21 protein-coding genes are annotated in these 21,184 nt (G+C 38.5%); 20 read left to right on the forward strand and 1 reads right to left on the reverse strand.

All coding sequences use genetic code 11. The features are described from left to right. The first annotated feature begins 20 nt into the window (after positions 1-20). On the forward strand, positions 21-1,325 hold the full coding sequence (locus AC0KSB_RS01040) for a phenylacetate--CoA ligase family protein (protein ID WP_472305843.1): 1,305 nt from the start codon (positions 21-23) through the stop codon (positions 1,323-1,325). A gap of 7 nt (positions 1,326-1,332) precedes the next feature. On the opposite strand, the gene AC0KSB_RS01045 is transcribed toward AC0KSB_RS01040, so the two are convergent. Further along, positions 1,333-2,649 (reverse strand): transglutaminase-like domain-containing protein, encoded by a 1,317-nt coding sequence (locus AC0KSB_RS01045; RefSeq protein ID WP_472305845.1) that lies wholly within the window; start codon positions 2,647-2,649, stop codon positions 1,333-1,335. Positions 2,650-2,846: 197 nt separating this feature from the next. Here AC0KSB_RS01045 and AC0KSB_RS01050 point away from each other — a divergent pair, with 197 nt between their 5' ends. From AC0KSB_RS01050 to AC0KSB_RS01140, 19 genes are all read left to right on the forward strand, one after another. Continuing rightward, positions 2,847-3,899, forward strand: coding sequence for a type II secretion system F family protein (locus AC0KSB_RS01050; RefSeq protein WP_472305847.1), 1,053 nt, complete (start codon positions 2,847-2,849; stop codon positions 3,897-3,899). A gap of 17 nt (positions 3,900-3,916) precedes the next feature. Further along, a complete protein-coding gene (locus tag AC0KSB_RS01055) occupies positions 3,917-4,234 on the forward strand; it encodes a hypothetical protein (protein ID WP_472305849.1) in 318 nt (105 codons plus the stop codon). After that, positions 4,231-4,764, forward strand: a complete 534-nt coding sequence (locus tag AC0KSB_RS01060; protein WP_472305851.1) for a DUF4860 domain-containing protein — start codon at positions 4,231-4,233, stop codon at positions 4,762-4,764. Before AC0KSB_RS01055 ends, AC0KSB_RS01060 begins: the two co-directional genes overlap by 4 nt. Continuing rightward, entirely contained in the window at positions 4,761-5,312 is a 552-nt protein-coding gene (locus AC0KSB_RS01065) for a PulJ/GspJ family protein (RefSeq protein ID WP_472305853.1), read from the forward strand. The genes AC0KSB_RS01060 and AC0KSB_RS01065 overlap by 4 nt, the downstream gene beginning before the upstream one ends. Beyond that, on the forward strand, positions 5,309-5,830 hold the full coding sequence (locus AC0KSB_RS01070; protein ID WP_472305855.1) for a hypothetical protein: 522 nt from the start codon (positions 5,309-5,311) through the stop codon (positions 5,828-5,830). Before AC0KSB_RS01065 ends, AC0KSB_RS01070 begins: the two co-directional genes overlap by 4 nt. 13 nt (positions 5,831-5,843) lie before the next feature. Next, positions 5,844-6,914, forward strand: a complete 1,071-nt coding sequence (locus AC0KSB_RS01075) for a type IV pilus twitching motility protein PilT (RefSeq protein WP_472305857.1) — start codon at positions 5,844-5,846, stop codon at positions 6,912-6,914. Positions 6,915-7,060: 146 nt separating this feature from the next. Then, a complete protein-coding gene (locus AC0KSB_RS01080) occupies positions 7,061-8,230 on the forward strand; it encodes a prephenate dehydrogenase/arogenate dehydrogenase family protein (protein WP_472305859.1) in 1,170 nt (389 codons plus the stop codon). Further along, positions 8,217-9,587: a shikimate kinase gene (locus AC0KSB_RS01085; protein WP_472305861.1), complete on the forward strand. Its 1,371-nt coding sequence runs from the start codon at positions 8,217-8,219 to the stop codon at positions 9,585-9,587. The genes AC0KSB_RS01080 and AC0KSB_RS01085 overlap by 14 nt, the downstream gene beginning before the upstream one ends. Continuing rightward, a complete protein-coding gene (gene aroF, locus AC0KSB_RS01090) occupies positions 9,584-10,600 on the forward strand; it encodes a 3-deoxy-7-phosphoheptulonate synthase (RefSeq protein WP_472305863.1) in 1,017 nt (338 codons plus the stop codon). The genes AC0KSB_RS01085 and aroF overlap by 4 nt, the downstream gene beginning before the upstream one ends. A 57-nt stretch (positions 10,601-10,657) precedes the next feature. After that, positions 10,658-11,719 carry a 3-dehydroquinate synthase gene (gene aroB, locus AC0KSB_RS01095; RefSeq protein ID WP_472305865.1) on the forward strand — a complete coding sequence of 354 codons (1,062 nt, stop codon included), beginning with the start codon at positions 10,658-10,660 and terminating at the stop codon, positions 11,717-11,719. Beyond that, a complete protein-coding gene (gene aroA, locus AC0KSB_RS01100; protein ID WP_472305867.1) occupies positions 11,712-12,902 on the forward strand; it encodes a 3-phosphoshikimate 1-carboxyvinyltransferase in 1,191 nt (396 codons plus the stop codon). The genes aroB and aroA overlap by 8 nt, the downstream gene beginning before the upstream one ends. Continuing rightward, positions 12,883-13,992: a chorismate synthase gene (aroC, locus tag AC0KSB_RS01105; RefSeq protein WP_472305869.1), complete on the forward strand. Its 1,110-nt coding sequence runs from the start codon at positions 12,883-12,885 to the stop codon at positions 13,990-13,992. Before aroA ends, aroC begins: the two co-directional genes overlap by 20 nt. 56 nt (positions 13,993-14,048) lie before the next feature. Then, positions 14,049-14,543, forward strand: a complete 495-nt coding sequence (gene aroQ, locus AC0KSB_RS01110) for a type II 3-dehydroquinate dehydratase (protein ID WP_472305871.1) — start codon at positions 14,049-14,051, stop codon at positions 14,541-14,543. Further along, positions 14,540-15,769, forward strand: a complete 1,230-nt coding sequence (locus tag AC0KSB_RS01115; RefSeq protein WP_472305873.1) for a bifunctional chorismate mutase/prephenate dehydratase — start codon at positions 14,540-14,542, stop codon at positions 15,767-15,769. The genes aroQ and AC0KSB_RS01115 overlap by 4 nt, the downstream gene beginning before the upstream one ends. Further along, the gene (locus AC0KSB_RS01120) at positions 15,762-16,499 is read left to right on the forward strand and encodes an ABC transporter ATP-binding protein (protein WP_472305875.1); all 738 of its coding nucleotides are present in this window, start codon (positions 15,762-15,764) and stop codon (positions 16,497-16,499) included. The genes AC0KSB_RS01115 and AC0KSB_RS01120 overlap by 8 nt, the downstream gene beginning before the upstream one ends. Further along, complete coding sequence (locus AC0KSB_RS01125) at positions 16,496-18,181, forward strand: putative ABC transporter permease subunit (protein WP_472305877.1); 1,686 nt, start codon at positions 16,496-16,498, stop codon at positions 18,179-18,181. Before AC0KSB_RS01120 ends, AC0KSB_RS01125 begins: the two co-directional genes overlap by 4 nt. A gap of 95 nt (positions 18,182-18,276) precedes the next feature. Then, on the forward strand, positions 18,277-18,585 hold the full coding sequence (locus AC0KSB_RS01130; RefSeq protein WP_472305879.1) for a hypothetical protein: 309 nt from the start codon (positions 18,277-18,279) through the stop codon (positions 18,583-18,585). Beyond that, positions 18,572-20,599, forward strand: a complete 2,028-nt coding sequence (locus AC0KSB_RS01135) for a V-type ATP synthase subunit I (RefSeq protein WP_472305881.1) — start codon at positions 18,572-18,574, stop codon at positions 20,597-20,599. Before AC0KSB_RS01130 ends, AC0KSB_RS01135 begins: the two co-directional genes overlap by 14 nt. A 73-nt stretch (positions 20,600-20,672) precedes the next feature. Continuing rightward, positions 20,673-21,155, forward strand: coding sequence for a V-type ATP synthase subunit K (locus tag AC0KSB_RS01140; RefSeq protein WP_472305883.1), 483 nt, complete (start codon positions 20,673-20,675; stop codon positions 21,153-21,155). Positions 21,156-21,184: the final 29 nt, after the last annotated feature.

Here is a 21,184-nt window from a genome sequence, read left to right on the forward strand (position 1 = left end):
ATGGAAGGATGGTCTAAAAGATGAGCTATATCTGGAATGAAACATCAGAAACAATGCCTTATGAAAAAATCCGAGAAATACAAGGACAACGTCTTGTTGAATGCGTGCATCGCATGTATGGTAAGGTTCCATATTATACGGAAAAAATGAAAGCTGCAGGAATTGAACCTGGAGATATTAAATCTCTTGATGATCTGGCAAGTCTTCCGTTTACTGATAAAGAAGATATGAGAGACAATTATCCTTATGGAACTTTTGCGGTACCTCTTTCTGATATAGTAAGGATCCATTCTTCTTCTGGCACAACAGGCAAGCAAAAAGTAGTGGGCTATACACAATCTGACATAGATGTTTGGGCAGAGTGCTGTGCCAGATCTTTGGCTTCTACAGGAATGACAAATAAAGATATTCTCCATGTTGCATATGGCTATGGATTATTTACCGGTGGATTAGGATTGCATTATGGTGCTGAAAAAATGGGTGCAACAACTATTCCTGTATCATCTGGAAACACAAAAAGACAGATACAGATACTTGTTGATTTCAAGCCAACTGCTCTGGCCTGTACTCCTAGCTATGCCCTTCATCTTGCTGATGAAATGGCCACTTATGGTGTAGATAAATCCATGCTGTCGCTTAAGGTTGGCATTTTTGGAGCTGAGCCGTGGTCTGTTGAAATGAAGCAGCAAATAGAGGATAAGTTGGGTCTTAAAGCTTTCGATATATATGGCCTTTCTGAAACGATGGGTCCGGGTGTGTCTATGAGCTGTGAGGCTGGATCAAAATTACATATTCAGTCAGATCATTTTATTGCCGAAATTGTTGATCCTGATACAGGAAAACCTCTTCCCTCCGGAGAATTGGGAGAATTGGTTTTTTCCAGTGTAACAAAAGAAGGAACACCTTTATTGAGATACAATACACATGATCTGACAAGATTGTATTATGATAAATGTGATTGTGGAAGAACAACTGTTCGCATGGATAAAGTAACTGGCAGAGCAGATGATATGCTGATTATTAGAGGAGTCAATGTTTTTCCAACCCAGATAGAATCTATTTTGCTTAATTATGGTGAAGTTGAACCACATTATATGATATATGTCGATCGTGTGCATAATCTGGATAGAATGGAAATACAGATAGAAATGACAAAAGCTTTCTTTTCTGATTCAATACGTGAAATTGAAAATACTGAACGTCGTCTTAATGCAGACATACAATCCTTGCTTGGAATATCTGCCAAAATAACTCTGGTAGAGCCAAGATCTTTGCCAAGGAGTGAAGGTAAAGCAAAACGGGTTATAGACAAAAGAACATACTAATAACTTATCAATAAACTCTTACAGTTGAATAAGAATTGTTTTTTATGTCCTGAGAGGACATTCCGCCTGCAGCAAATGTGGTGTCAAATCTTACCCAGCTGGCACCACTGAGCTGCTGCCAGGAAAAACCTGCTACTATTACCCAGCCTACACCATCTATGTAAACTTCGTTCCAGGCATGATAACCTTGTGGTGTATTACCCATTATCAAACGTGTAGCAATCCCTTGAGATCTGAGCATGGCACACATAAGTGACGCATAATCGTAACATATACCTGTGCGGCTGCTAAGAGTCTGATCTGGGTTTGGTATATATGTTGTAACCTGTCCATTTGTTATCTGACTGGCAAGCGAACGATTATAGCTGATATTTTTTGTGATCCAGTTGTAAACTGCATCTATCTTACCGTCAAGCGTACTTTGACCTGAGCAAAGGCTGTTGGCAAGTGAAACGGAAGCAGATCCGCGAGAAAAATCAGTTATGATAGAAGACGCTGTATAAGGTTTAAGTCCTGACGCCAAAGACACATTAAAACTATGAACCAGTGGAGCTGGAAAAGTTCCTCCGGCATCATATGCTACTGCAATATTATATGCTCCACTACCCATCTGGAGTGGAATGCCTACAAAAGAACCTCGGCGCTGTAACTCATACTGGTACATAGTGCCATCTTTTGATATTTGAACCAGACATCTTACATTAGCAGGCAATCTATCTACCTTTACCAGAACAACTCCGTTAGGTGCACTTCCTACGTCCAAAGTGACAGCAATTATATCACCGTACTCAGCATTTACATAATTGGCATTACTGCCGTAATTATCTCTGAAAAAAGCTCCATAATTTACATAATTAAAAGTGCCTCCACTTGGTTTAGGGGCTGTTGTTGTTGTAGTTGGCGGCGGCGGTGGTGGTGCCGTAGTTGTTGTAGCCGCTGTTGCAGTAGGTTGAAGAGCTGCTGTTGTTTCTGTAACTTGTGCTTGAGTTGTAGTTGCTTTAGTACTGGTAGAAGTGTCTTTTTTCGTTTCAGTCCCTGTTCCTGTTTCAGTGGTTTCCGACTCGCTTGTTTCAGTAGGTTTGGTTGTTGTAACTTTTGTGGTGGTTGGCCTTGGTGTTGGTGTAGCAGCCGCAGTCGTTGTCTGACTGGTTGCAGTTGTTGCAGAAGTCTCTGTAGTTGTTTCACTTTCGGTAGGCGGGGTTCTTAATTTGCAGCCTTGCACCATAAACATCAGCAACATAAAAACCATTAAAAAAACCAATGTTTTCTGGCTTTTTTTTCTAAAAAAATCTTTTGTTGCAAATTGTTGAAATAAATTTTTCATTTTATCAATACTCCTACCGAGTTAACTGTAAATACAATAGGTTTATTATACTGCAATTTTTAACAGCTATAAAGACTTTAGTCTATACCTTTAGTCAATGTAACAAAAAGCTGTTCACAATATAGTAATAATGTTTTTCTAAGTGTATAATTAATTAAATTAACAGTATATTTTAATTCGGGCAGGGGGCTGGATTTATGTCAAAAACAAGATCAAGCAGATTAGAAGCTGAGGAATTGGCCTGGTTTTGTGAACAAATTGCTCTTGTTCAAAAATCAGGAATAGGTGTATCCGAAGGAGTATCTCTTCTAGTTGAAAGCACTGACGAGCCAAGACAGCAAACTTTTCTAAAAAAACTGGCTGCCGAATTAAAGGATATGGTTCCTTTGTCTGCGGCTATGCGTTCTGTGGGCGGATTTCCTGCCTATTTACTTCATATGGCAGAAATAGGTGAAGTTTCAGGTAACCTAGATACAGTTATGACAAATCTGTCTGAGTTCTACAGGCGTGATGCTGAACTTAAACGCAGGTTAAGAAGTGCTTTGATTTATCCAATCGTTTTGCTCGTCATGATGGCAGCGATTATTGTTCTTCTTATTGTGAGAGTTCTTCCGGTTTTCAGCGAAATTTTGACAGCGTTTGGTGGAAATATGCCGCCATTTTCGAGAGGCTTGATGAATTTTGGCATATTTCTCTCTAATGAAGGATATTGGCTTGTTCCGCTTATTCTTATTCTTATTATATTAATCATATTCTGGTTCAAAAGAAGTAAAGGCCGTATGGGACTTGAGAAATTTAAGACAAAAGCTCCGATAATCGGTTCTATCTACAGACAAATTTATGCAGCCCGTTTTGCTCTTGCTTTGTCTTATCTTATTAGCAGCGGTATAGATCTTGATACATCTTTAAAGATGACTCAGGATATGCTTGATAATGAATTAATAAGAAACAGGATTAAGAATTGTCGTCAGCAGATTGCAAATGGCATGGATCCTTTTGAAGCTTTGCAAAAAACTGAACTTTTCCCCAAAATATTTGCGAGAATGCTGGCTTTGGGCAGCAGGACAGGTAATCTTGATCAGGTAATGAGTAAAATTGCAAACACTTATGAATCAGATATTCAAAATAAACTTGCTAGACTGACGGGATTGGTTGAACCACTGCTGGTTATAATTTTATCTGTAATTGTTGCTGTTATATTACTTACTGTGATGTTGCCTCTTATTGAGATTATGTCTTCAATAGGTTAATGAAAGCAGGTATTTTCATGTCAGGATTCAGTCGTGCGACCATCAAAGGTTCAGGTGCCGTAATAGGGATAATAATTGCGATTCTGATAATGGTTCAGGTTTCCTTGAGTCTGATCAGAATAGAAAATCAAAGCAGAGAAGCAGGACTTGATACTGCCAGAGATGCTGTTTATAGTGCTGCGTTGCAATGTTATGCCCTGGAAGGTTCATATCCTGCCGACATTGGATATCTGGTGGATAATTATGGGCTGCAGCTGCAGGAAAACAGATATGTTTATTTTTATCAGTCGCTTGGCGGAAATCTTACTCCGGTAATTGAGGTGGTTCCAAAATGAATCAATCAAAAAAAGGCTATACTTTGATAGAGCTGGTTCTTGTTCTTTTTTTGCTGGTTCTGGTAGCGTCATTGGTTTTTTCTTTGACTGCCGCAGGCAGCGAAGCTTGGCTTCGTCTTAGTTCGGCAAGAGAAGAGCGGTCAGACCTCAGAACTGCAATGTCCTATATTGAGGTGCAGTTGAGAAAGGCAGACATGGCAGATGGAATTTCTATAGAAGCAGATCCATTTAATGGAGAATCAGCATTGTATCTGGTAAAAAGAATAAAGAACCCTACTATACCGGATAATGATCAAACAATAACCTGGATATATCTAGAGGATAATACTTTATATGAATTTGTCACTATGCCGGGCATGGAAACTATTTTCACACAGGGTCGTCCATTGTTAGATAATATTAACTGGGAATTAAATATTGTCTCTGATCATATGATCGAAATAAAACTCTGGAGTGATATTGCCGGCAACAATCAAAAAGAGCTTGTCAGCAGGCAGATTTATATTCGTTCAGGGGGATTGTTAAAGTGATAAGAACTAAAGTTTTTTGTGATAATATAATCCCGAAAACCAGAAAAAATTCGGTTGGAAAACTAAATTGCAGAACCGGTTTTTCTTTGGCAGAATTGATTGTAGCAATAGCATTGCTTTCAATTTTTGGTGTTATTGTTGCCCGTATGTATTTTATTTCTGATCAGGTGGCGCATAGTACGAAACAGCTTGACAAGGCGATAGTTGTAACTTCAAACATTGTTGATCAGTGGAAATCCTGGGAAATTGATGCGGCCGCTGATGGAATCGCCAATGATAACTTTTCAGATCTTGCTGGATTAGATATGACAAGATTTGTGCAATTTAGATCGGATGGAGAAAAATGGATAGGCCAGCTCGATTCTGAAATGAATATTGTAGAGAACACCGAAAGTGAATACAACATAGTAGTTGAACTGAAAAAATCCGACAATGACAATATATGGGTTTTAAATGTCAGTATTTTGAATGCAGATGATCAAAAAAAAGATTCAGTGTTCTATGAGGTAAGAAGCAGTCGATATTTCCCGCCGGAGGTATTGAAATGAATAAAATAATCAATAAAAAAGGTAGTGCTTCCGCACTGATTATTTTGGTTTTAACTGTGCTGGTTTTGTTGGGTGTTCTATCTCTTGTCACAGTTGCATCTGATCTGAGGCTTGCACAAAAAAGGGCACAGTGGCAAAAAGAGTATTATCAAACAGATTCAGTTGCTGTTGAATTTTATGCCGCTATTGATACTGAAGCAAAAAAATATTTTGCTGATAATGAAAATATTAATGAGAGTGAATTTGTTGCTGAAATGGCAAATCATTTTAAAATCTGGCTAAGTGATCAGGATATACATGAATATGATATATGGCAGGAACAAAACGAATTGTTTATCACAGCATCTGTTAGTATTGTATATCCACCTCCGCCTGCAAGTCAGATGCTTGATCTTAAGTTGAGCATAAAGCCTGACAAAAATGACAATCAAATACATCTTAATATTCTGGAATGGACTCAGTGGCAGACCAGTCAACCTGTCACAGAAGAAACCGGCGTTGTCTGGATTCCAGATTGAGAAAGAGGATAACATGACAATATTTGAGATAATGCAGGAAGCCGTTCGACAGGAAGCTTCAGATATTTTCATTACGGTAGGCGTACCTCCAACGTTTAAAGTACATGGAGCCTTGAAAACTTTGCAAGGTATAAATAAGTTGAGTCCTTCAGAAACTGAAGATTTTGCCAGACAGTTGTTTGTTAAAGAAAAAGATCTTGTTGCTTTTCTCGAACAAGGTGAAAGAGATTTTTCATTATCTCTGCCAGAAATTGGCCGGTTTAGAGTAAATGTTTTTTGGCAGAGAGGATCATATGCTGTTTCTATCAGGAGGATTTATACAAAACTTCCTGATCCTGATGATTTAGGTCTGCCTGATTCTGTAATAAGTCTGGCAGATAAATTAAAGGGATTGATTCTGGTAACTGGTCCGACAGGTTGTGGCAAGACAACAACTTTGGCGGCTTTAATCAATAAAATAAATAAAGATCGAGCTTGTCATGTGCTGACTTTAGAAGATCCTATTGAATATTTGCATAACCACAAAAAAAGTATTATTAATCAAAGAGAAATAGGTACAGACTCTCAGACTTATCAGATGGCTCTTAGAGCTGCGCTGCGTCAGTCACCAGATGTAATACAGATAGGTGAAATGAGAGATCTTGAGACCATGGCGATAGCTTTAACTGCTGCTGAAACAGGCCATCTTGTGTTTTCTACATTACACACTGTTGGTTCTGCCAAAACTATCGATCGTATAATAGATGTTTTCCCGCCGGATCAGCAGCAGCAAGTTAGAATTCAGCTTTCTACTGTTCTTCTGGCTGTTGTTTCCCAGCAGCTTATTCCATCTGATAAAATAGATGCCGGGCGTGTTCCTGCTTTTGAAGTTATGATTGTTAACAGTGCTATTCGAAATATGATCAGAGAAGGTAAAACTCCTCAGATTGATGGTGTCATACAAACAAATCGTGCGCAAGGTATGATCAGTATGGATGCCAGTATAGCTGATTTATATAATCGTAATATGATTAGCATGGAAGATGCTCTTCATTATGCGGTTAATCCAGAGACTTTGCAAAGATATATACAACAGACAAAATGATCTGATTTCAATATAATTATTATGCGATTTTGATTTAAAACTAACAATCATCAGTAAGTGATTGCTTTTTTACATGCTTTGCGATTGACATGTTGGCTTTAAGGTAAGAAAATGAAAGGTAATAATCAGAAAGGCGGCTTGGGTTTTTGAATAATATTCAGGATACATCACAAATCGCTGTGGTAGGCTTAGGCCTTATCGGCGGCTCAATTGCGAAGCGGCTCAATTTAAATGGTTTTAAGGTAGTTGGCTTTGATCCTGATCTGAAAACTGTTCAGACTGCGATCAATGAATCTGTTTTATCTGCCGGAGCCGTATGGCCGAAATTGTCTGCTGTTTCAAATGAAGATGAAAAATTTTTTAAGGAAGACTCTGCCAAAGAAGAAAGTAATTTTTTTGTTTATAATGAAGCGTGGCAAAAACTTGAGAATTGCACAGCTGTTTTTATATGTACTCCGCCGGAATATGTTGCTTGTGCGGTTGCTTATGTAAGAAGGTTTTCCGATGCAGTAATTACAGATGTTGCCAGTGTTAAAAAACCGGTAATGGAAACTGTCTTCGACAGAAGGTTTGTGGGTGGACATCCAATGGCTGGTTCTGAGAAAAATGGTTATACATATTCTTCAGATTCGCTTCTTGAGAATGCAGTATATGTACTTTGCATACCAGAAAATTGTGATTTGTCCCTAAAAGAGTATAACACCCTGATAAAAATTATTTCTTTGACGGGCGCGTCAATACTTGAACTTGATTATAAAACTCATGATAAAGCGGTTGCTGCTATAAGTCATTTACCTCATGCCGCTGCTTCTGCACTAAGTCTTCTTGTAGCACAACAAGGGGATGACAGTTTATCAAGGCTGGCAGCAGGAGGATTTAGAGATATTACTCGTATAGCATCTTCAAGTCCTCAGCTCTGGGCTGCTATATGTATCCAATCTGGTGCTCCGCTTTCTGATTTGTTAGGTCAATATATTGATTTGCTATCAGAATTTAGAGATGGTTTAAAAGATAAGGATAAGAAGAAACTTGAAAAATTCTTCTTCCAGGCTGCGCAATTCAGGAATTCTCTGCCTGTTGATGGAAGAGGTGCTTTAAATGCACAGAGCTCTTTAACGGTATATGTAAAAGATCGTCCTGGAGAACTTGGAAGAATAACAACTTTACTCGGAGAAAATGAAATTAATATAAATAATATTAGAATAAAGGAATTTAGAGATTATGAAGGTGGATGCCTGCAGATTCTGCTGCCCGATAGTTCTCAATCTGTGAAAGCTACATGGCTTTTAAAGGAGGCAGGATATGAGTGTGATTAAAAAAACAGAAAAATATGGATTGATCGGGCATCCTCTCGGGCATAGCCTTTCTCCTTATATACATAATAAACTTATGAAATCGGCAGGGATAGAATCTGAATATGAGCTTATAGATGTTGAACCGGGCAGTTTTTTGCAGGAAATACCTTCTGTACTAAGCAGGTACAAAGGTTTAAATTGTACTATCCCCTATAAAGAAAGAATCATTTCATTATTAGACAGCCTTGATGAATATTCTGCTACTTTGCGTTCGGTTAATACTATTTTAAATAGTCGTGGATATAATACAGATAGAGAAGGATTTCTCAATGATGGTCCTGCCTTATATGACAGATCTGTAATGATACTTGGTGCGGGTGGAGTAAGCAGAATGCTTTCTTTTGCTGCCGCAGGTGAAAAAGCCAGTAGAATTGCAATCTGGGCAAGAAGGCTTGAACAGGCTGAAAGACTGGCTTTGGATGTGCATAAACTTTATCCTGATCAGATAATAGATGTTTTGAATGATCCAGATGAACTTGAAGGTATTAACTGGGTTCTTCTTCAGGGCACTCCTGCCGGGATGTGGCCACAAACGGGCGAGCTGCCTTTGCCCGAAGATAAAATGCAAAAATTACTTGGTAAAACAATTCAAGTATACGACACCATATATAATCCGGTAGCTACCAGATTGGTTCTGATGGCAAGATCTATGGGAATACCTGCCAGTGGAGGTTTGGGAATGTTATTTGCTCAAGCTCTTGCTGCTCAACGAATATGGCACCCGCAAGCTATATTTAATGAAGATGTGCTTGCTTCAATTCAAGAGTCTCTATCTTCAGAAATTTTCAGGCAATTCCCTACAACAATTGTATTTACCGGATTTATGGGTAGTGGCAAAAGCACAATTGGAGAAAAATTGGCTTCTTATATTAATTTACCGCTGATAGATCTGGATATTGAAATTGAAAAAGACAATGGCAAAACGATAAATCAGATTTTTAATGATTCAGGCGAAGCCGGTTTTAGAAAAAAAGAGTCGGAGATGTTGGAGAAATTTCTTGGGGCTGACAGAAGTCAGATTCTTGCAACCGGTGGAGGCGCACTTATGTCTGATTATAATCAAAAGCTTTTGCGTCAAAAATCGGCTCTTGTTATTTATCTTCAATGTCCACTGCCGGAAATAAGAAAAAGATTAGGACAAGGAAAAGGCCGTCCTTTATGGCAAGATAGTCAAAGTGACGAACTACAAAAATTATATGACCGCAGGCAGGGGATTTATCAGACTGTCGCCGATAGAATAATTTCAGCTGATCAGGATCCCGATCAACTGGTAGCTGCTTTGGCGGCAGACTTAGGATATGGAGGAAAAATGAAATGATTTTAGTCCTTAAACAAGGTACAAACAGAGAAAAGGTTGAGGAAATATGTAAGTGGCTTACAGATAGTTATGGTGTTCAGACCAGTCCTATATATGGAAGTGCAACTACGATAATTGGTCTTGTTGGAGATACTTCGGCTATTGAACTGGAAGCTGTAGAGATGCACGATGCTGTTGAAAGGGCGATGAAGGTTCAAGAGCCATACAAACGTGCAAACAGGAAATTCCATCCTGATGATACTGTTATCAAAGTAGGTAATGTTGATATTGGCAGTAAACAGATTTGTATAGCTGCAGGTCCTTGCTCTGTTGAATCGGAAGATCAAATAAAAATGGTAGCCGCATCAGTTAAAGATTGTGGTGCTTTGATGTTAAGAGGCGGTGCCTTTAAACCTCGCACATCTCCTTATGCCTTTCAAGGCTTAAAAGCTGAAGGCTTGATGTACATGAAAAGAGCACGTTTATCTTCTGGTTTGCCTGTTATTTCAGAAATCACTAATCCCGCTCAGTTAGAATTATTCATGGAATTTGTAGACATTATTCAGGTGGGAACAAGAAATATGCAGAATTTTGAGTTGCTAAAAGAGTTAGGCCGTGTCCGCAAACCTGTTTTACTAAAAAGAGGGTTCGCTAGTACCATAGATGAGCTGCTTATGTCGGCAGAATATATTATGAGTGGTGGCAATCAAGATGTTATTTTGTGCGAAAGAGGAGTTCGAACTTTTGAAACAAGTACAAGAAATACTCTAGATATCAGTGCTGTTCCTGTGTTAAAAAGCAAAACGCATTTGCCCGTTTTTGTAGATCCAAGTCATGCAGGCGGCTTTGCCTGGTTGGTTGAACCTTTAGCAAAAGCTGCTATAGCTGCAGGTGCTGATGGTCTTATTATTGAAGTTCACAATGATCCCAAGCATGCTTTGTCAGATGGACAACAGTCACTTACTCCTGAAGCTTTCGGGGATCTTATGAATAAACTAAGACCTATTGCTGAGGCAATCGGCAGATCACTTTAATAAAAATAGAATTCAAGTTTATATGAAAAAATATGCAAAATCGCAGGAGGTAATTACATGCCGGAATTATTAGCTAAAACATCTGGAGGAGATTATCCTATTGTAATACGTAAAGGTGCTCTGAAAAAGACTGGAGAAATTGCATCTGGTTCATGCAGCGGTAAAAGAGTATGTATAGTCAGTGATGAAAATGTCTGGCCTTTATACGGAAGTATTGTCAGTGAATCTTTAAAATTAAGTGGTTTTGATGTTTTTTCGGCCCTTGTTCCTGCTGGTGAAGCCAGCAAATCTTTTGATCAACTCATTAAATTGTATGAAAAATTTCATGAGTTTTCAATAACCAGATCTGATTTGATTATAGCTTTAGGCGGTGGTGTAATCGGTGATTTGGCAGGATATGCCGCTGCCAGTTGGTTAAGAGGCGTTCCTTTAATACAGATTCCAACAACTTTGCTTGCTCAGGTTGACTCCTCAATTGGTGGCAAAACTGCTATTGATTTGCCTTATGGCAAGAACCTTATCGGAGCTTTTTATCAACCAAGGGCAGTAATAATGGATCCTACTGTGCTTACATCTTTGTCTCGATCCCAGATGTCGGATGGAATGGCAGAGGTTATAAAATATGGATTAATAAGGGATTTAAACTTATTTGAACAGGTTGAAAGCAAAACTTATGATTTGGAATGGATTTTGGAAAGATGTGTTCGTATAAAAATTACCGTTGTAGCTAAGGATGAGCGTGACACTGGTGAACGTATGCTCCTGAATTTTGGACATACTGTTGGTCATGCGATTGAAAAAGTTACCGAATATAAGAGATATACGCATGGTGAGGCTGTTGCTATCGGCATGGTTGCTGCAGCCAGAATTGGTGAATTTACAGGTGATACACCAGAAGGGTTATCAGAAAGAATAAAAAAACTTCTTGAAAAATATCAACTGCCTGTAGAAACAGACATTGGTTACGATCAGTTAATTAAAGCAATAAATGCAGACAAAAAAAATATGGGTTCAAAACTTTACTTCGTATTGCTGCATGATATAGGAGATGCTTTTCTGAAGCCTATGAAAAGAGAACAAATCGAAATGGTAATGCAGGAGGTGCGACCTGATGTCTGATCTTTCCATGAAAGTTGAGCCAGGCATATTATGTGGAAAAATAAACCCTCCTCCTTCAAAGAGTGATGCACACAGGGCAATTATCTGTGCAGCGTTGGCTGGGGAAAATAAATGGCCTGAAGGTCTTGGTAAGATTTTATCAGATGATATATCGGTTACCTTAAAATGCATGAAAGATTTAAGGAACAACTCAAATACTCTGGATTGCGGTGAGTCCGGAACAACTCTTAGGTTGTTGGTTCCTATTACCGCAGCATTAGGGAAGAATATTACATTCACAGGTAGAGGCAGACTTCCTGAAAGACCAATGAAAGAGTATAAAGATATATTTAAAAATCACAATGCAGATGTGTTAATGCCAGAAAACAAAAGTTTACCGTTGACTGTTAAAGGCAAGCTGTCCTCGGGCACTTTTCGCGTTCCTGGAAATATCAGCTCCCAGTATATATCAGGTTTGTTGCTTGCCCTACCTTTAATTGAAGGTGATTCAGAAATAGAAATCAGCAGCAAGCTTGAATCCGCACCATATGTTGATATGACAATTAAGACAATGCTTACTTACGGAGTTCAGGTTAATAAAACTGCTAATGGTTTTTTTGTTGCTGGCGGACAAAAATATATATCTGCAAATTACCAGGTAGAAGCAGATTTTTCTCAGGCTGCTTTTTGGCTTACTGCTTCTTTTGGGGGCAATAAAGTAGATGTTACCGGATTGAATAATTCTTCCATACAGGGTGACAAAGAAATTATAAATTTACTTAAAGATTTCTCTAAAAAGAGGAGAGAGTATACCATAGATGTTTCGCAAATACCTGATCTTGTACCGATTCTTTCTGTGGCGGCAGCTTTGGTTGATGCAAAAACTGAACTTATAAATGGTGCCAGGTTGAGATTAAAAGAAAGTGACAGACTGGCGAGTACTGAAGCTTCACTTACATCAATTGGTGCGGATGTCAGGCAGACTGAAAATGGTCTAATCATTAATGGTGGTAAAAAATTAAAGGGTGGAACCTCTTCTTCATACAATGATCATCGCATTGCTATGGCTCTTGCTATTGCTGCTCTTTTCACTGAAAAAGGTGTGATAATCGAAGGGGCACAGGCTGTTAAAAAATCTTATCCTGATTTTTTTGACAGGTTTAGAGAATTGGGAGGAATTTGCTATGAGCTCGATATGGGGTAATACAATAAAAATCAGCATTTTTGGAGAATCGCATGGTTCAGGCATAGGCGTTGTTATTGATGGTCTACCTCCTGGAATGTCTATTGATGAAGATGATATTCAGAAAATGATGCAAAGACGAGCACCTGGCAGAACCGCATGGTCTACGCCTAGACAGGAAGCTGACAAAGTAGAAATAATGTCAGGTTTTTTTGAAGGCCGTACTACAGGAACGCCATTAGCTGCAATTATCAGGAATACAGATACACGTTCCTCTGATTACAATGAATTAAGAATTAAGCCTAGACCAGGACATGCAGATCTTACCGGTCTGGCCAGATATAAAGGGTTTAATGATCCACGTGGAGGAGGTCATTTTTCTGGTAGATTGACGGCTCCTTTTACTTTTGCAGGAGCAATTTGCAAACAAATACTAGCTAAAAGAAATATTCTTGTTGCTGCCAGAATAGTAGAAATAGCAGGTATTTCTGATTTGCCTGTGGATTATACTGAACCTGATATTGCTTTGTTGCGTGGGTTTGCTGAAAAAAACTTCCCGACTGTTTCAGAAACAGCTGCACAATCAATGCAGCAGGCTGTCTTAAAAGCGAAAGCCGCTACTGATTCTGTGGGCGGAGTTATTGAGGGTGCGATTATAGGCTTGCCGGCTGGCTTGGGCGATCCCATATTTGACGGGGTTGAGTCAAGACTGGCAGGGCTTGTTTATTCCATACCGGCAGTTAAAGGTTTGGAATTTGGTGCTGGTTTTCAAGCTGCTAAGCGTCATGGGTCGCAAAACAATGATGAACCTTTTTTCTCAGAAAAAGGAATTAGATTAAGATCAAATAATAGTGGTGGAGCAGATGGAGGTATAAGCAATGGCATGCCAATAGTTTTTCGGGCTGCTTTTAAGCCTACGGCTTCAATCAGTCTTCCGCAGAGGACAATAAATCTAAAAACCGGACAGGACGAAGAGCTTATTATACATGGTAGACATGATCCGTGTATCGTACCGAGAGCTGTGCCTGTGATTGAGGCGGCTGCAGCAATTTTTGCGCTTGATCTTATTATGGAGTCTGATGGTAAAACATCAGCCTTTAACCCAGAATAAATAAATCAGAAAAATCAAAAACAAACTGCAAATACATCTGAAAGAAGGTGGCTAATATGATGAATTCTGAAAAAGATGGAAAAAATAATGATAAAAGACCTGCTCTTCTATTACTAAACGGGCCAAACCTGAATATGCTTGGAAGACGTAATCCGGATCAATACGGTAGTTTTACTTTAGTAGATGTTGAACAGAGCTGCAAACATCTCGCAGATACTAAAGGCTTTGATTTGTTTTGTTTCCAATCAAATCATGAAGGTCAGCTTATTGACCGCATTCATGAAGCAATAGATTACTGCGATGGTATGCTTATAAATCCAGGTGCTTTTACACATTATAGCTATGCTCTCAGAGACGCAATAGAAATTTGCCCTTTCCCCGTTATGGAAATACATATATCTGATATTTCCAAGAGGGAAGATTTTCGTAAATTGTCAGTTGTAAAAGATGTTTGCTGTGCTCAGGTTGCTGGATTTGGGTTGGATAGTTATAAAATAGGAATTGAACAGCTGATAAGAATAATACAGGAGAAGGAGAACATTCCTTTATGAGTATTAGTCAAAACGAAGAAAATTTAGCACATATTTCTGAATCTTCAACGCAAAACACAGCTGATTTGTCTGAATTGAGAGATCAGATCAGCTTAGTTGATTCGTCTATATTAAAACTTTTTTCTGAAAGAATGCAGATTGCTCGAGATATTGCCAAAAACAAATTAAATAGTCAAAAGCCTGTTTATGATTCCAGGAGAGAGGAAGAATTATTAACCGAGGTTAGAGCAAGATATTCCGGAAGCGATTGTCTTCGCGCGGAAAATCTAATGCGTAGTCTTATGCGGATGTCTCGTGGAGTTCAATACGATTTATTAAGAAATTATGATGAAAATTATGAAATAGGCAAGATTCTGGAATTAGCAAGTACACATTTGCCTGCAATAAAAAGGGTGGTATATCAAGGGGCAGAATCTTCATATTCATCGAGAGCTTGCCGAAAAATGTATCCGGAGGCGAAATTTACTTCTGTTACAACTTTTGCCCAGGCTTGTAGTCTTGTAGTAGAAGGAGCGGCAGATGTAGCTGTTTTGCCATTGGAAAACAGTACAGCCGGAACAGTTGACGATGTGTATGATCTTATGATTGAACACCATTTGTCAATCTGGCAATCTTTAGCTATGCCGATTGAGCATAGATTGATGGCGTTTCCAGGTGTTCAGCTTTCTGATATAAAACAAGTTATATCGCATCCTCAGGCTCTCGCTCAATGTTCAGAAGCAATCAGAAGATATGGCTGGTCGGTGAAAGAATCTCTTAATACTGCCTATGCTGCTGCTTATGCAGCAGAAGGTAAAAACAGTTATACTGCCGCTATCGCCTCAGATGAAGCCGCTGTTAACTATAATTTAACGATTTTGCTGCCGAATTTGTGCAATACTACTCATAACCAAACCAGATTTATTGCTGTTGGCAGACAGACCATTATCACACCTGAAGCGGATAGAATAAGTCTTGTACTTAGATTGCCTCATCAAAGTGGTTCTTTAGCATCTACTCTTGCTCTTTTTGCAGATCGTGGACTTAATCTGAGTAAGATTCAATCAAGACCTGATCCATATCAGCCATGGACTTATCTGTTTTATCTTGACGTAGATTGTCCGGCTAATGATGAAAGAGCATTGTCTGCATTGTATCAATTGAGCAGAGAAATGCCATATTTAAAGCTTTTGGGTTGGTACAATGAAGCTGTTTATTCTGGATCGGAGGATAATAGAAATGATTGATATGGTAAATATCAGTAAAAGCTATCATGGTAAAGTAAGGGCAGTTGATAATTTAAATCTGCAAATAGAGCCAGGTCAAATTTTTGGGTTTCTTGGACCAAACGGGGCAGGCAAAACAACAACAATAAAAATGATGACGGGAATACTTACGCCTGATAATGGAGATATTCTGCTGCACGGAAAAAGTATAATAAATGATCCTCTTAAAGCTAAACGTAGTTTTGGCTTTGTGCCTGACGATCCAAATGTTTTTCCTAGATTGAAAGCAGTGGAATATCTTAAATTTATGGCTGATGCATACAATGTTTCAACAGAACTGAGAATAAAAAGAATAAATGAAATGTCGGTAAGACTAGGCCTGTCGGATGCTTTATCAGATAGGATACAAAGTTATTCACATGGAATGCGTCAGAAATTAATGATAATGGGGGCTCTTATTCATCAGCCTGATATCTGGATTCTGGATGAACCTATGACTGGACTGGATCCTCAGTCTTCTTTCCAGCTTAAAGCAATGATGAGAGAACATGCTGACCAGGGTAAAACAGTTTTCTTCTCAACGCATGTTCTGGAAGTTGCGGAAAAAGTTTGCGATAAAGTTGCTATTATTGATCATGGGCAAATCAGATTTTGTGGCAGTTTATCTGAATTAAAAGATAAATTCAAATCAGATGATTCTCTCGAATCTATATTCTTGGAGATAGTTGCTGCAAAGGAGCAGATGTCATGAAACAATCTTTTTATCTGGCATGGATAATGATAAGGGGGAATGGCATAGCCAGCTTCGGCAGTGATTCCCGCAAGAAGAAGCGTTTTGGCAATATGGCTAGTTTGCTGCTTTTTGTCTTTGTTTTTCTCTATCTTGGTATAATCATGTCCGTTTCAAGCATGGGTTTGTTCAGAGTATTGGCTCCGATGAATCTTGAGACTTTAATCCCGCAGCTTTATTTATCTGCTGCTGTGATTATCTCTTTTTTCTTTGGGGCTATTTATGCTGTAAGTATTTTCTATTATTCATCAGATGTTGAAAAACTATTACCTCTACCGATAAGAGCTGAAACTGTAATCAGTGCCAAAATGATTGTGACAGCTGCATATGTTGAATTATTTGTAATTATGTTTGTTCTCCCAGCTATGGTTGTTTATGGTGCAATAACAAAGGCAAGTTTCTTTTTTTATTTTTTCGTTTTTTACATTTTGCTTTTACTGCCTTTGATTCCTCTTTGTCTTGCTGCCGTGCTCGTCATTCTTCTGATGAGATTAACTTCTTTTGCCCGTAATAAAGACAGATTTAACACTATTTCTGGTATTCTTATAATGGTTATTACACTTGGCATTATGTTCTTTATTCAATCAGCATCCGGCAGATCAGATCGAGATCTTGTATTTTTAATTGAGCAGGGAACTGATAATGTTTCACGCATTGCAACGACAATATTTCCTGGAACAAGTCAAGCCGTTTCGTTACTAATCAATGCAGGTAGATATAATCCACTTAAAGATATTTTTTTGATAGCTGCTTTTTCCGTCTTTTCCTGGGGCTTGATGATTATTGTAGGAAGAGCATTTTATTTCAAAGGGGTTATTGGTCTTTCCTCATCAGCTGCTAAAAGACGTAAAATAACCGAAAATGAATTGTTAGACGCAGGTAAATCAGGAAATTTTTTCTTTACATACATTCTAAAGGATTTAAGGGTATTAGTCAGAACGCCGGTATTTTTTATGAATAATATTCTAATGAATTTTTTGTGGCCGGTATTTTTTGTTATTCCGGTTTTAACCGGTGAAGGAAGTCCCGCTGAGGTATTAAAATCTTTCAGGCAGGCGGGAGCTATGATCGATATGAGTTCGGACAGAGTAATAGCTATTGTTTTTTGCATAGTCTTTGCCCTTGCAGCTTTTGTTTCCGGTACAAATGGTATTGCTTCAAGTGCGATATCTCGGGAAGGTAAGGTTTTTTATATTATGAAAACAATACCTGTATCATATAGTAAACAGCTTATGGCAAAAGTCTGTGCCGGGGCGATAACTGGTCTGGCAGGTGTTTCCATAGCTCTGATTCTTGCTGGTTTGGCTTTCATGCCACCTTTGTGGGTTTTTCTTCCTGTTCTGCTTATACTTCCAGGGGCTGTTATTATGCCTTCTATTGTTGGAATTGTTTTTGATGTTTTGTGGCCAAAATTAAAATGGGATAATGAGCAGAAAGCTGTTAAGCAGAATCTGAATGTGCTTTATGGAATGATATCTTCACTTGCTTTAATAGTTATAGTAGTGGGTCCTGTTTTAATTTTTTCAAGCTTCTGGCCTGTATCTTTGATTATTCTGATAACCTGCAACTGGATATTAAATTTTGCGTTTTATTTTCTGATTAGAAAAAAAAGCAGCAAATATATGTCACAAATAGAAGTATAATCAAAGAAGTGTATTCTTCGTGCTGGAACTAGCATCTCAAGATATGTTATAATTGCTCGTCTGTATAGTCAGAACATATTTCAGGAGGGAAATTCATGGTTGAGCAGAATTTTATCGTTCAGATACGTCAGACTGAAAAAAAAGCTGATGATATAATAGATGCTGCCCGCGCTAAATCAAGGCAGGAAATAGAAAATGCTCGTGAAAAAGTCGAGCAAATGCTGCGGACTGCCCGTGATCAGGCAGAAAAAGAGCAAACTGAAAAAATCGCAGAAACGGAAAAACTTGTTAAAGAGATTGAGAATAATATTGCTGAAAAAGTAATACCTTTAGATGATAAGCAGTTGGATAAAGCTGCTGCAACCGTTGCGGAAAGGATCGTGGAATACTGTGTCGATCGTTAAAATGAGTCGAATAACAGTTGTCGGATTATCAGAAGATAAATCTGATGTAATAGAGAGCTTAATGAATCTTGGAGCCGTTGAGCTTGATGTTGAACAAGAGCTGCCAGATCCTGAAGAAGAAGTAGAACAAGTATTGGAAGATAGTGTTGCTACTTCGGCACATCCGGGCTGGATAGAAGCTCAGATGGGTTTTTACGATGATAGTCAAAATCAGTTAGACAGCGAAGAAAGATTATACTCGAATACTCTGGATATAATGTCGAGACTTGCTCTTGCTATTGAGCAGTGTAAAACCTGGCTTGCTGAAACAGGAAGTGATAAAAAAATATCAGTAGATGATGATACTTTTCTTCTTGCAGCAAGACGGGAAAAGCAGATCATGACGGCTCTTGAAAATTTCGAACAAACAAGAGTGCATCTTGAGGAATTGAAAAACAAAAAATCTCACGAATTACTCCGCTTGGAAATTTTGCTTCCTTGGCGTGGTTTAGATATTGATCTTTCTATTGAAGGAACAACTTCTACAAGGATTTTTTTAGGTAGTCTTGATACTTATGAACAGGTAGAGCAATTATCTGCAGAACTAGACAGAGATGCTCCTGAAAATCATATTGAGATGCTGCGCCAAGATGACGCACATGTTCTGTTGGCTTTGGCTGTATGGCGTCCAAAAGAAGATATTGCACAGTCTGCTTTACGCCGTTTAGGGTTTAGAAGTATGCCTCTTCAAGGTGAAGGTGGCAAAATAGATGAGATGATCAGAGCATCTGAGAATTCCTTGAAGGAATTGGAAAAAGACATCATTAATTGCAAAAAAGAACTCGATAAATTGGCTGAATCGAAAAATGATTTTGGTTTATTGCATGACTTTTATCTGATAAGAAGTGAAAAAATAAAGGCAATCGGTGAAATATCGGGCAGCAGAAGTACTTTCTGGTTGACCGGGTGGATTCCTACCAAACTGGTTGCGAGTGTTGAAAAAAAATTAAAAAACAAATATATGCTGGCAATTGAAAACAGGCAAGCAGATAAAAATGAGGAGCATCCAATACTTTTAAAGAATCCTGGAGTAGTAAAACCTTATGAAGTCGTCGTAGAAATGTTTAGTGCACCTTCTGTTAAAGATATTGACCCCTCACCTTTGCTTGCTCCTTTTTTCTTTTTCTTTTTTGGGATGATGCTCAGCGATGTCGGTTATGGGTTGGTTCTAACTGTGCTTTGTGGACTTTTGATCTGGAAATTTAAGGTTAAAGGTGAATTGGCTAGAATGTCCAAAATGCTATTCATCAGCGGAATTGGATCTATTATATGGGGCTTTGTTTTCGGTGGTTTCTTTGGCAATATGCTGACAACTCTAAGTGATGGAAAAATAAACATGCCGTCTCTTTGGTTTAATCCAATGGATGATCCCACTAAGCTAATGATATGGAGTATGATTTTTGGTGTTATCCATCTTTTTGCAGGTATGGGCGCCAGAATCTATATGCTTTATAGATTGGGAAAACTTAAAGATGGACTTCTTGATGTTGCTCCCTGGTATTTAATAATAATCGGACTAGGATTGATGCTAGGCGGCATCGGTGGTTCTGCGGGCATGTATACTGCACTTGCAGGTGCACTTGTTTTACTTCTTTTTGGTGGCAGAGAGGCCAAAAATCCGATTATGCGTTTGTTAAAAGGTCTTATTTCAATTTATAATATTACGAGTTATTTCAGTGATATTCTTTCATATACCAGAATTCTTGCTCTTGTGCTTGCAACCAGTGTTATAGGAATGGTAGTTAACCTTCTAGGTTTTCTGCTTGGACCGACTCCTGGCGGTATAATTCTTTTTATCGTTGTCGCTATTTTAGGACATTCGCTTAATCTTGCATTATCGGCATTGTCGGCATATGTTCATACAAGCCGTCTGCAATATGTTGAGTTTTTTGGTAAATTCTATGAAGGAGGAGGTCGACTCTGGAAACCATTGCAAATCAAAACAAAGTATACAGAGCTGGTTCGCAAGGGTTGATTTTTTGAATATAAATTTTAATTGTAAAAAAAATTAGTATAATTAGAAAGATACATAATAGGAGGAATATTTTATGAGTGATTTTATTTCTTTGTTGGGTCCGGTTTTAACTATGCTGGCAGGTGCCTTAGCGGCTCTTTTGCCTGGAATTGGTTCAGCCAGAGCTGTAGGTAGAGTTGGCGAAGTTGCAAGTGGTGTTTTGACTGAAGATCCAAGTAAATTTGGTAAATTGCTGATTTTACAGGCTTTGCCCGGAACACAGGGCATTTATGGGCTGCTCACATGGTTTATGATTATGCTTAGCTCTAATATGCTAACTGGTAATATGGATCTTAGTTGGCAGAGAGGTTTTGCATATCTGATGGCTGCATTGCCAATTGCAATAGTAGGCTATTACTCAGCCGTTTATCAAGGTCGCGTTTCTGAAGCGGGTGTGGCTCTGGTAGCTAAAAGACCTGAAGAACAGTCAAAAGCTATGGTTATGTCAGCAATGGTAGAGACATATGCTATTCTTGCATTGCTTGCTTCTGTTCTTTCGGTGCTTAACATCAACTGATTTTTTATAGTGTTAAATCAAATTATTCT

This window comes from Ercella succinigenes (assembly GCF_900002895.1).

Coding starts and splice junctions, on each gene's coding strand:
- AC0KSB_RS01040 (WP_472305843.1), top strand. CDS start 21: ATGAGCTATATCTGGAATGAAACATCAGAAACAATGCCTTATGAAAAA.
- AC0KSB_RS01045 (WP_472305845.1), bottom strand. CDS start 2,649: ATGAAAAATTTATTTCAACAATTTGCAACAAAAGATTTTTTTAGAAAA.
- AC0KSB_RS01050 (WP_472305847.1), top strand. CDS start 2,847: ATGTCAAAAACAAGATCAAGCAGATTAGAAGCTGAGGAATTGGCCTGG.
- AC0KSB_RS01055 (WP_472305849.1), top strand. CDS start 3,917: ATGTCAGGATTCAGTCGTGCGACCATCAAAGGTTCAGGTGCCGTAATA.
- AC0KSB_RS01060 (WP_472305851.1), top strand. CDS start 4,231: ATGAATCAATCAAAAAAAGGCTATACTTTGATAGAGCTGGTTCTTGTT.
- AC0KSB_RS01070 (WP_472305855.1), top strand. CDS start 5,309: ATGAATAAAATAATCAATAAAAAAGGTAGTGCTTCCGCACTGATTATT.
- AC0KSB_RS01075 (WP_472305857.1), top strand. CDS start 5,844: ATGACAATATTTGAGATAATGCAGGAAGCCGTTCGACAGGAAGCTTCA.
- AC0KSB_RS01085 (WP_472305861.1), top strand. CDS start 8,217: ATGAGTGTGATTAAAAAAACAGAAAAATATGGATTGATCGGGCATCCT.
- aroF (WP_472305863.1), top strand. CDS start 9,584: ATGATTTTAGTCCTTAAACAAGGTACAAACAGAGAAAAGGTTGAGGAA.
- aroB (WP_472305865.1), top strand. CDS start 10,658: ATGCCGGAATTATTAGCTAAAACATCTGGAGGAGATTATCCTATTGTA.
- aroA (WP_472305867.1), top strand. CDS start 11,712: ATGTCTGATCTTTCCATGAAAGTTGAGCCAGGCATATTATGTGGAAAA.
- aroC (WP_472305869.1), top strand. CDS start 12,883: ATGAGCTCGATATGGGGTAATACAATAAAAATCAGCATTTTTGGAGAA.
- aroQ (WP_472305871.1), top strand. CDS start 14,049: ATGATGAATTCTGAAAAAGATGGAAAAAATAATGATAAAAGACCTGCT.
- AC0KSB_RS01115 (WP_472305873.1), top strand. CDS start 14,540: ATGAGTATTAGTCAAAACGAAGAAAATTTAGCACATATTTCTGAATCT.
- AC0KSB_RS01120 (WP_472305875.1), top strand. CDS start 15,762: ATGATTGATATGGTAAATATCAGTAAAAGCTATCATGGTAAAGTAAGG.
- AC0KSB_RS01125 (WP_472305877.1), top strand. CDS start 16,496: ATGAAACAATCTTTTTATCTGGCATGGATAATGATAAGGGGGAATGGC.
- AC0KSB_RS01130 (WP_472305879.1), top strand. CDS start 18,277: ATGGTTGAGCAGAATTTTATCGTTCAGATACGTCAGACTGAAAAAAAA.
- AC0KSB_RS01140 (WP_472305883.1), top strand. CDS start 20,673: ATGAGTGATTTTATTTCTTTGTTGGGTCCGGTTTTAACTATGCTGGCA.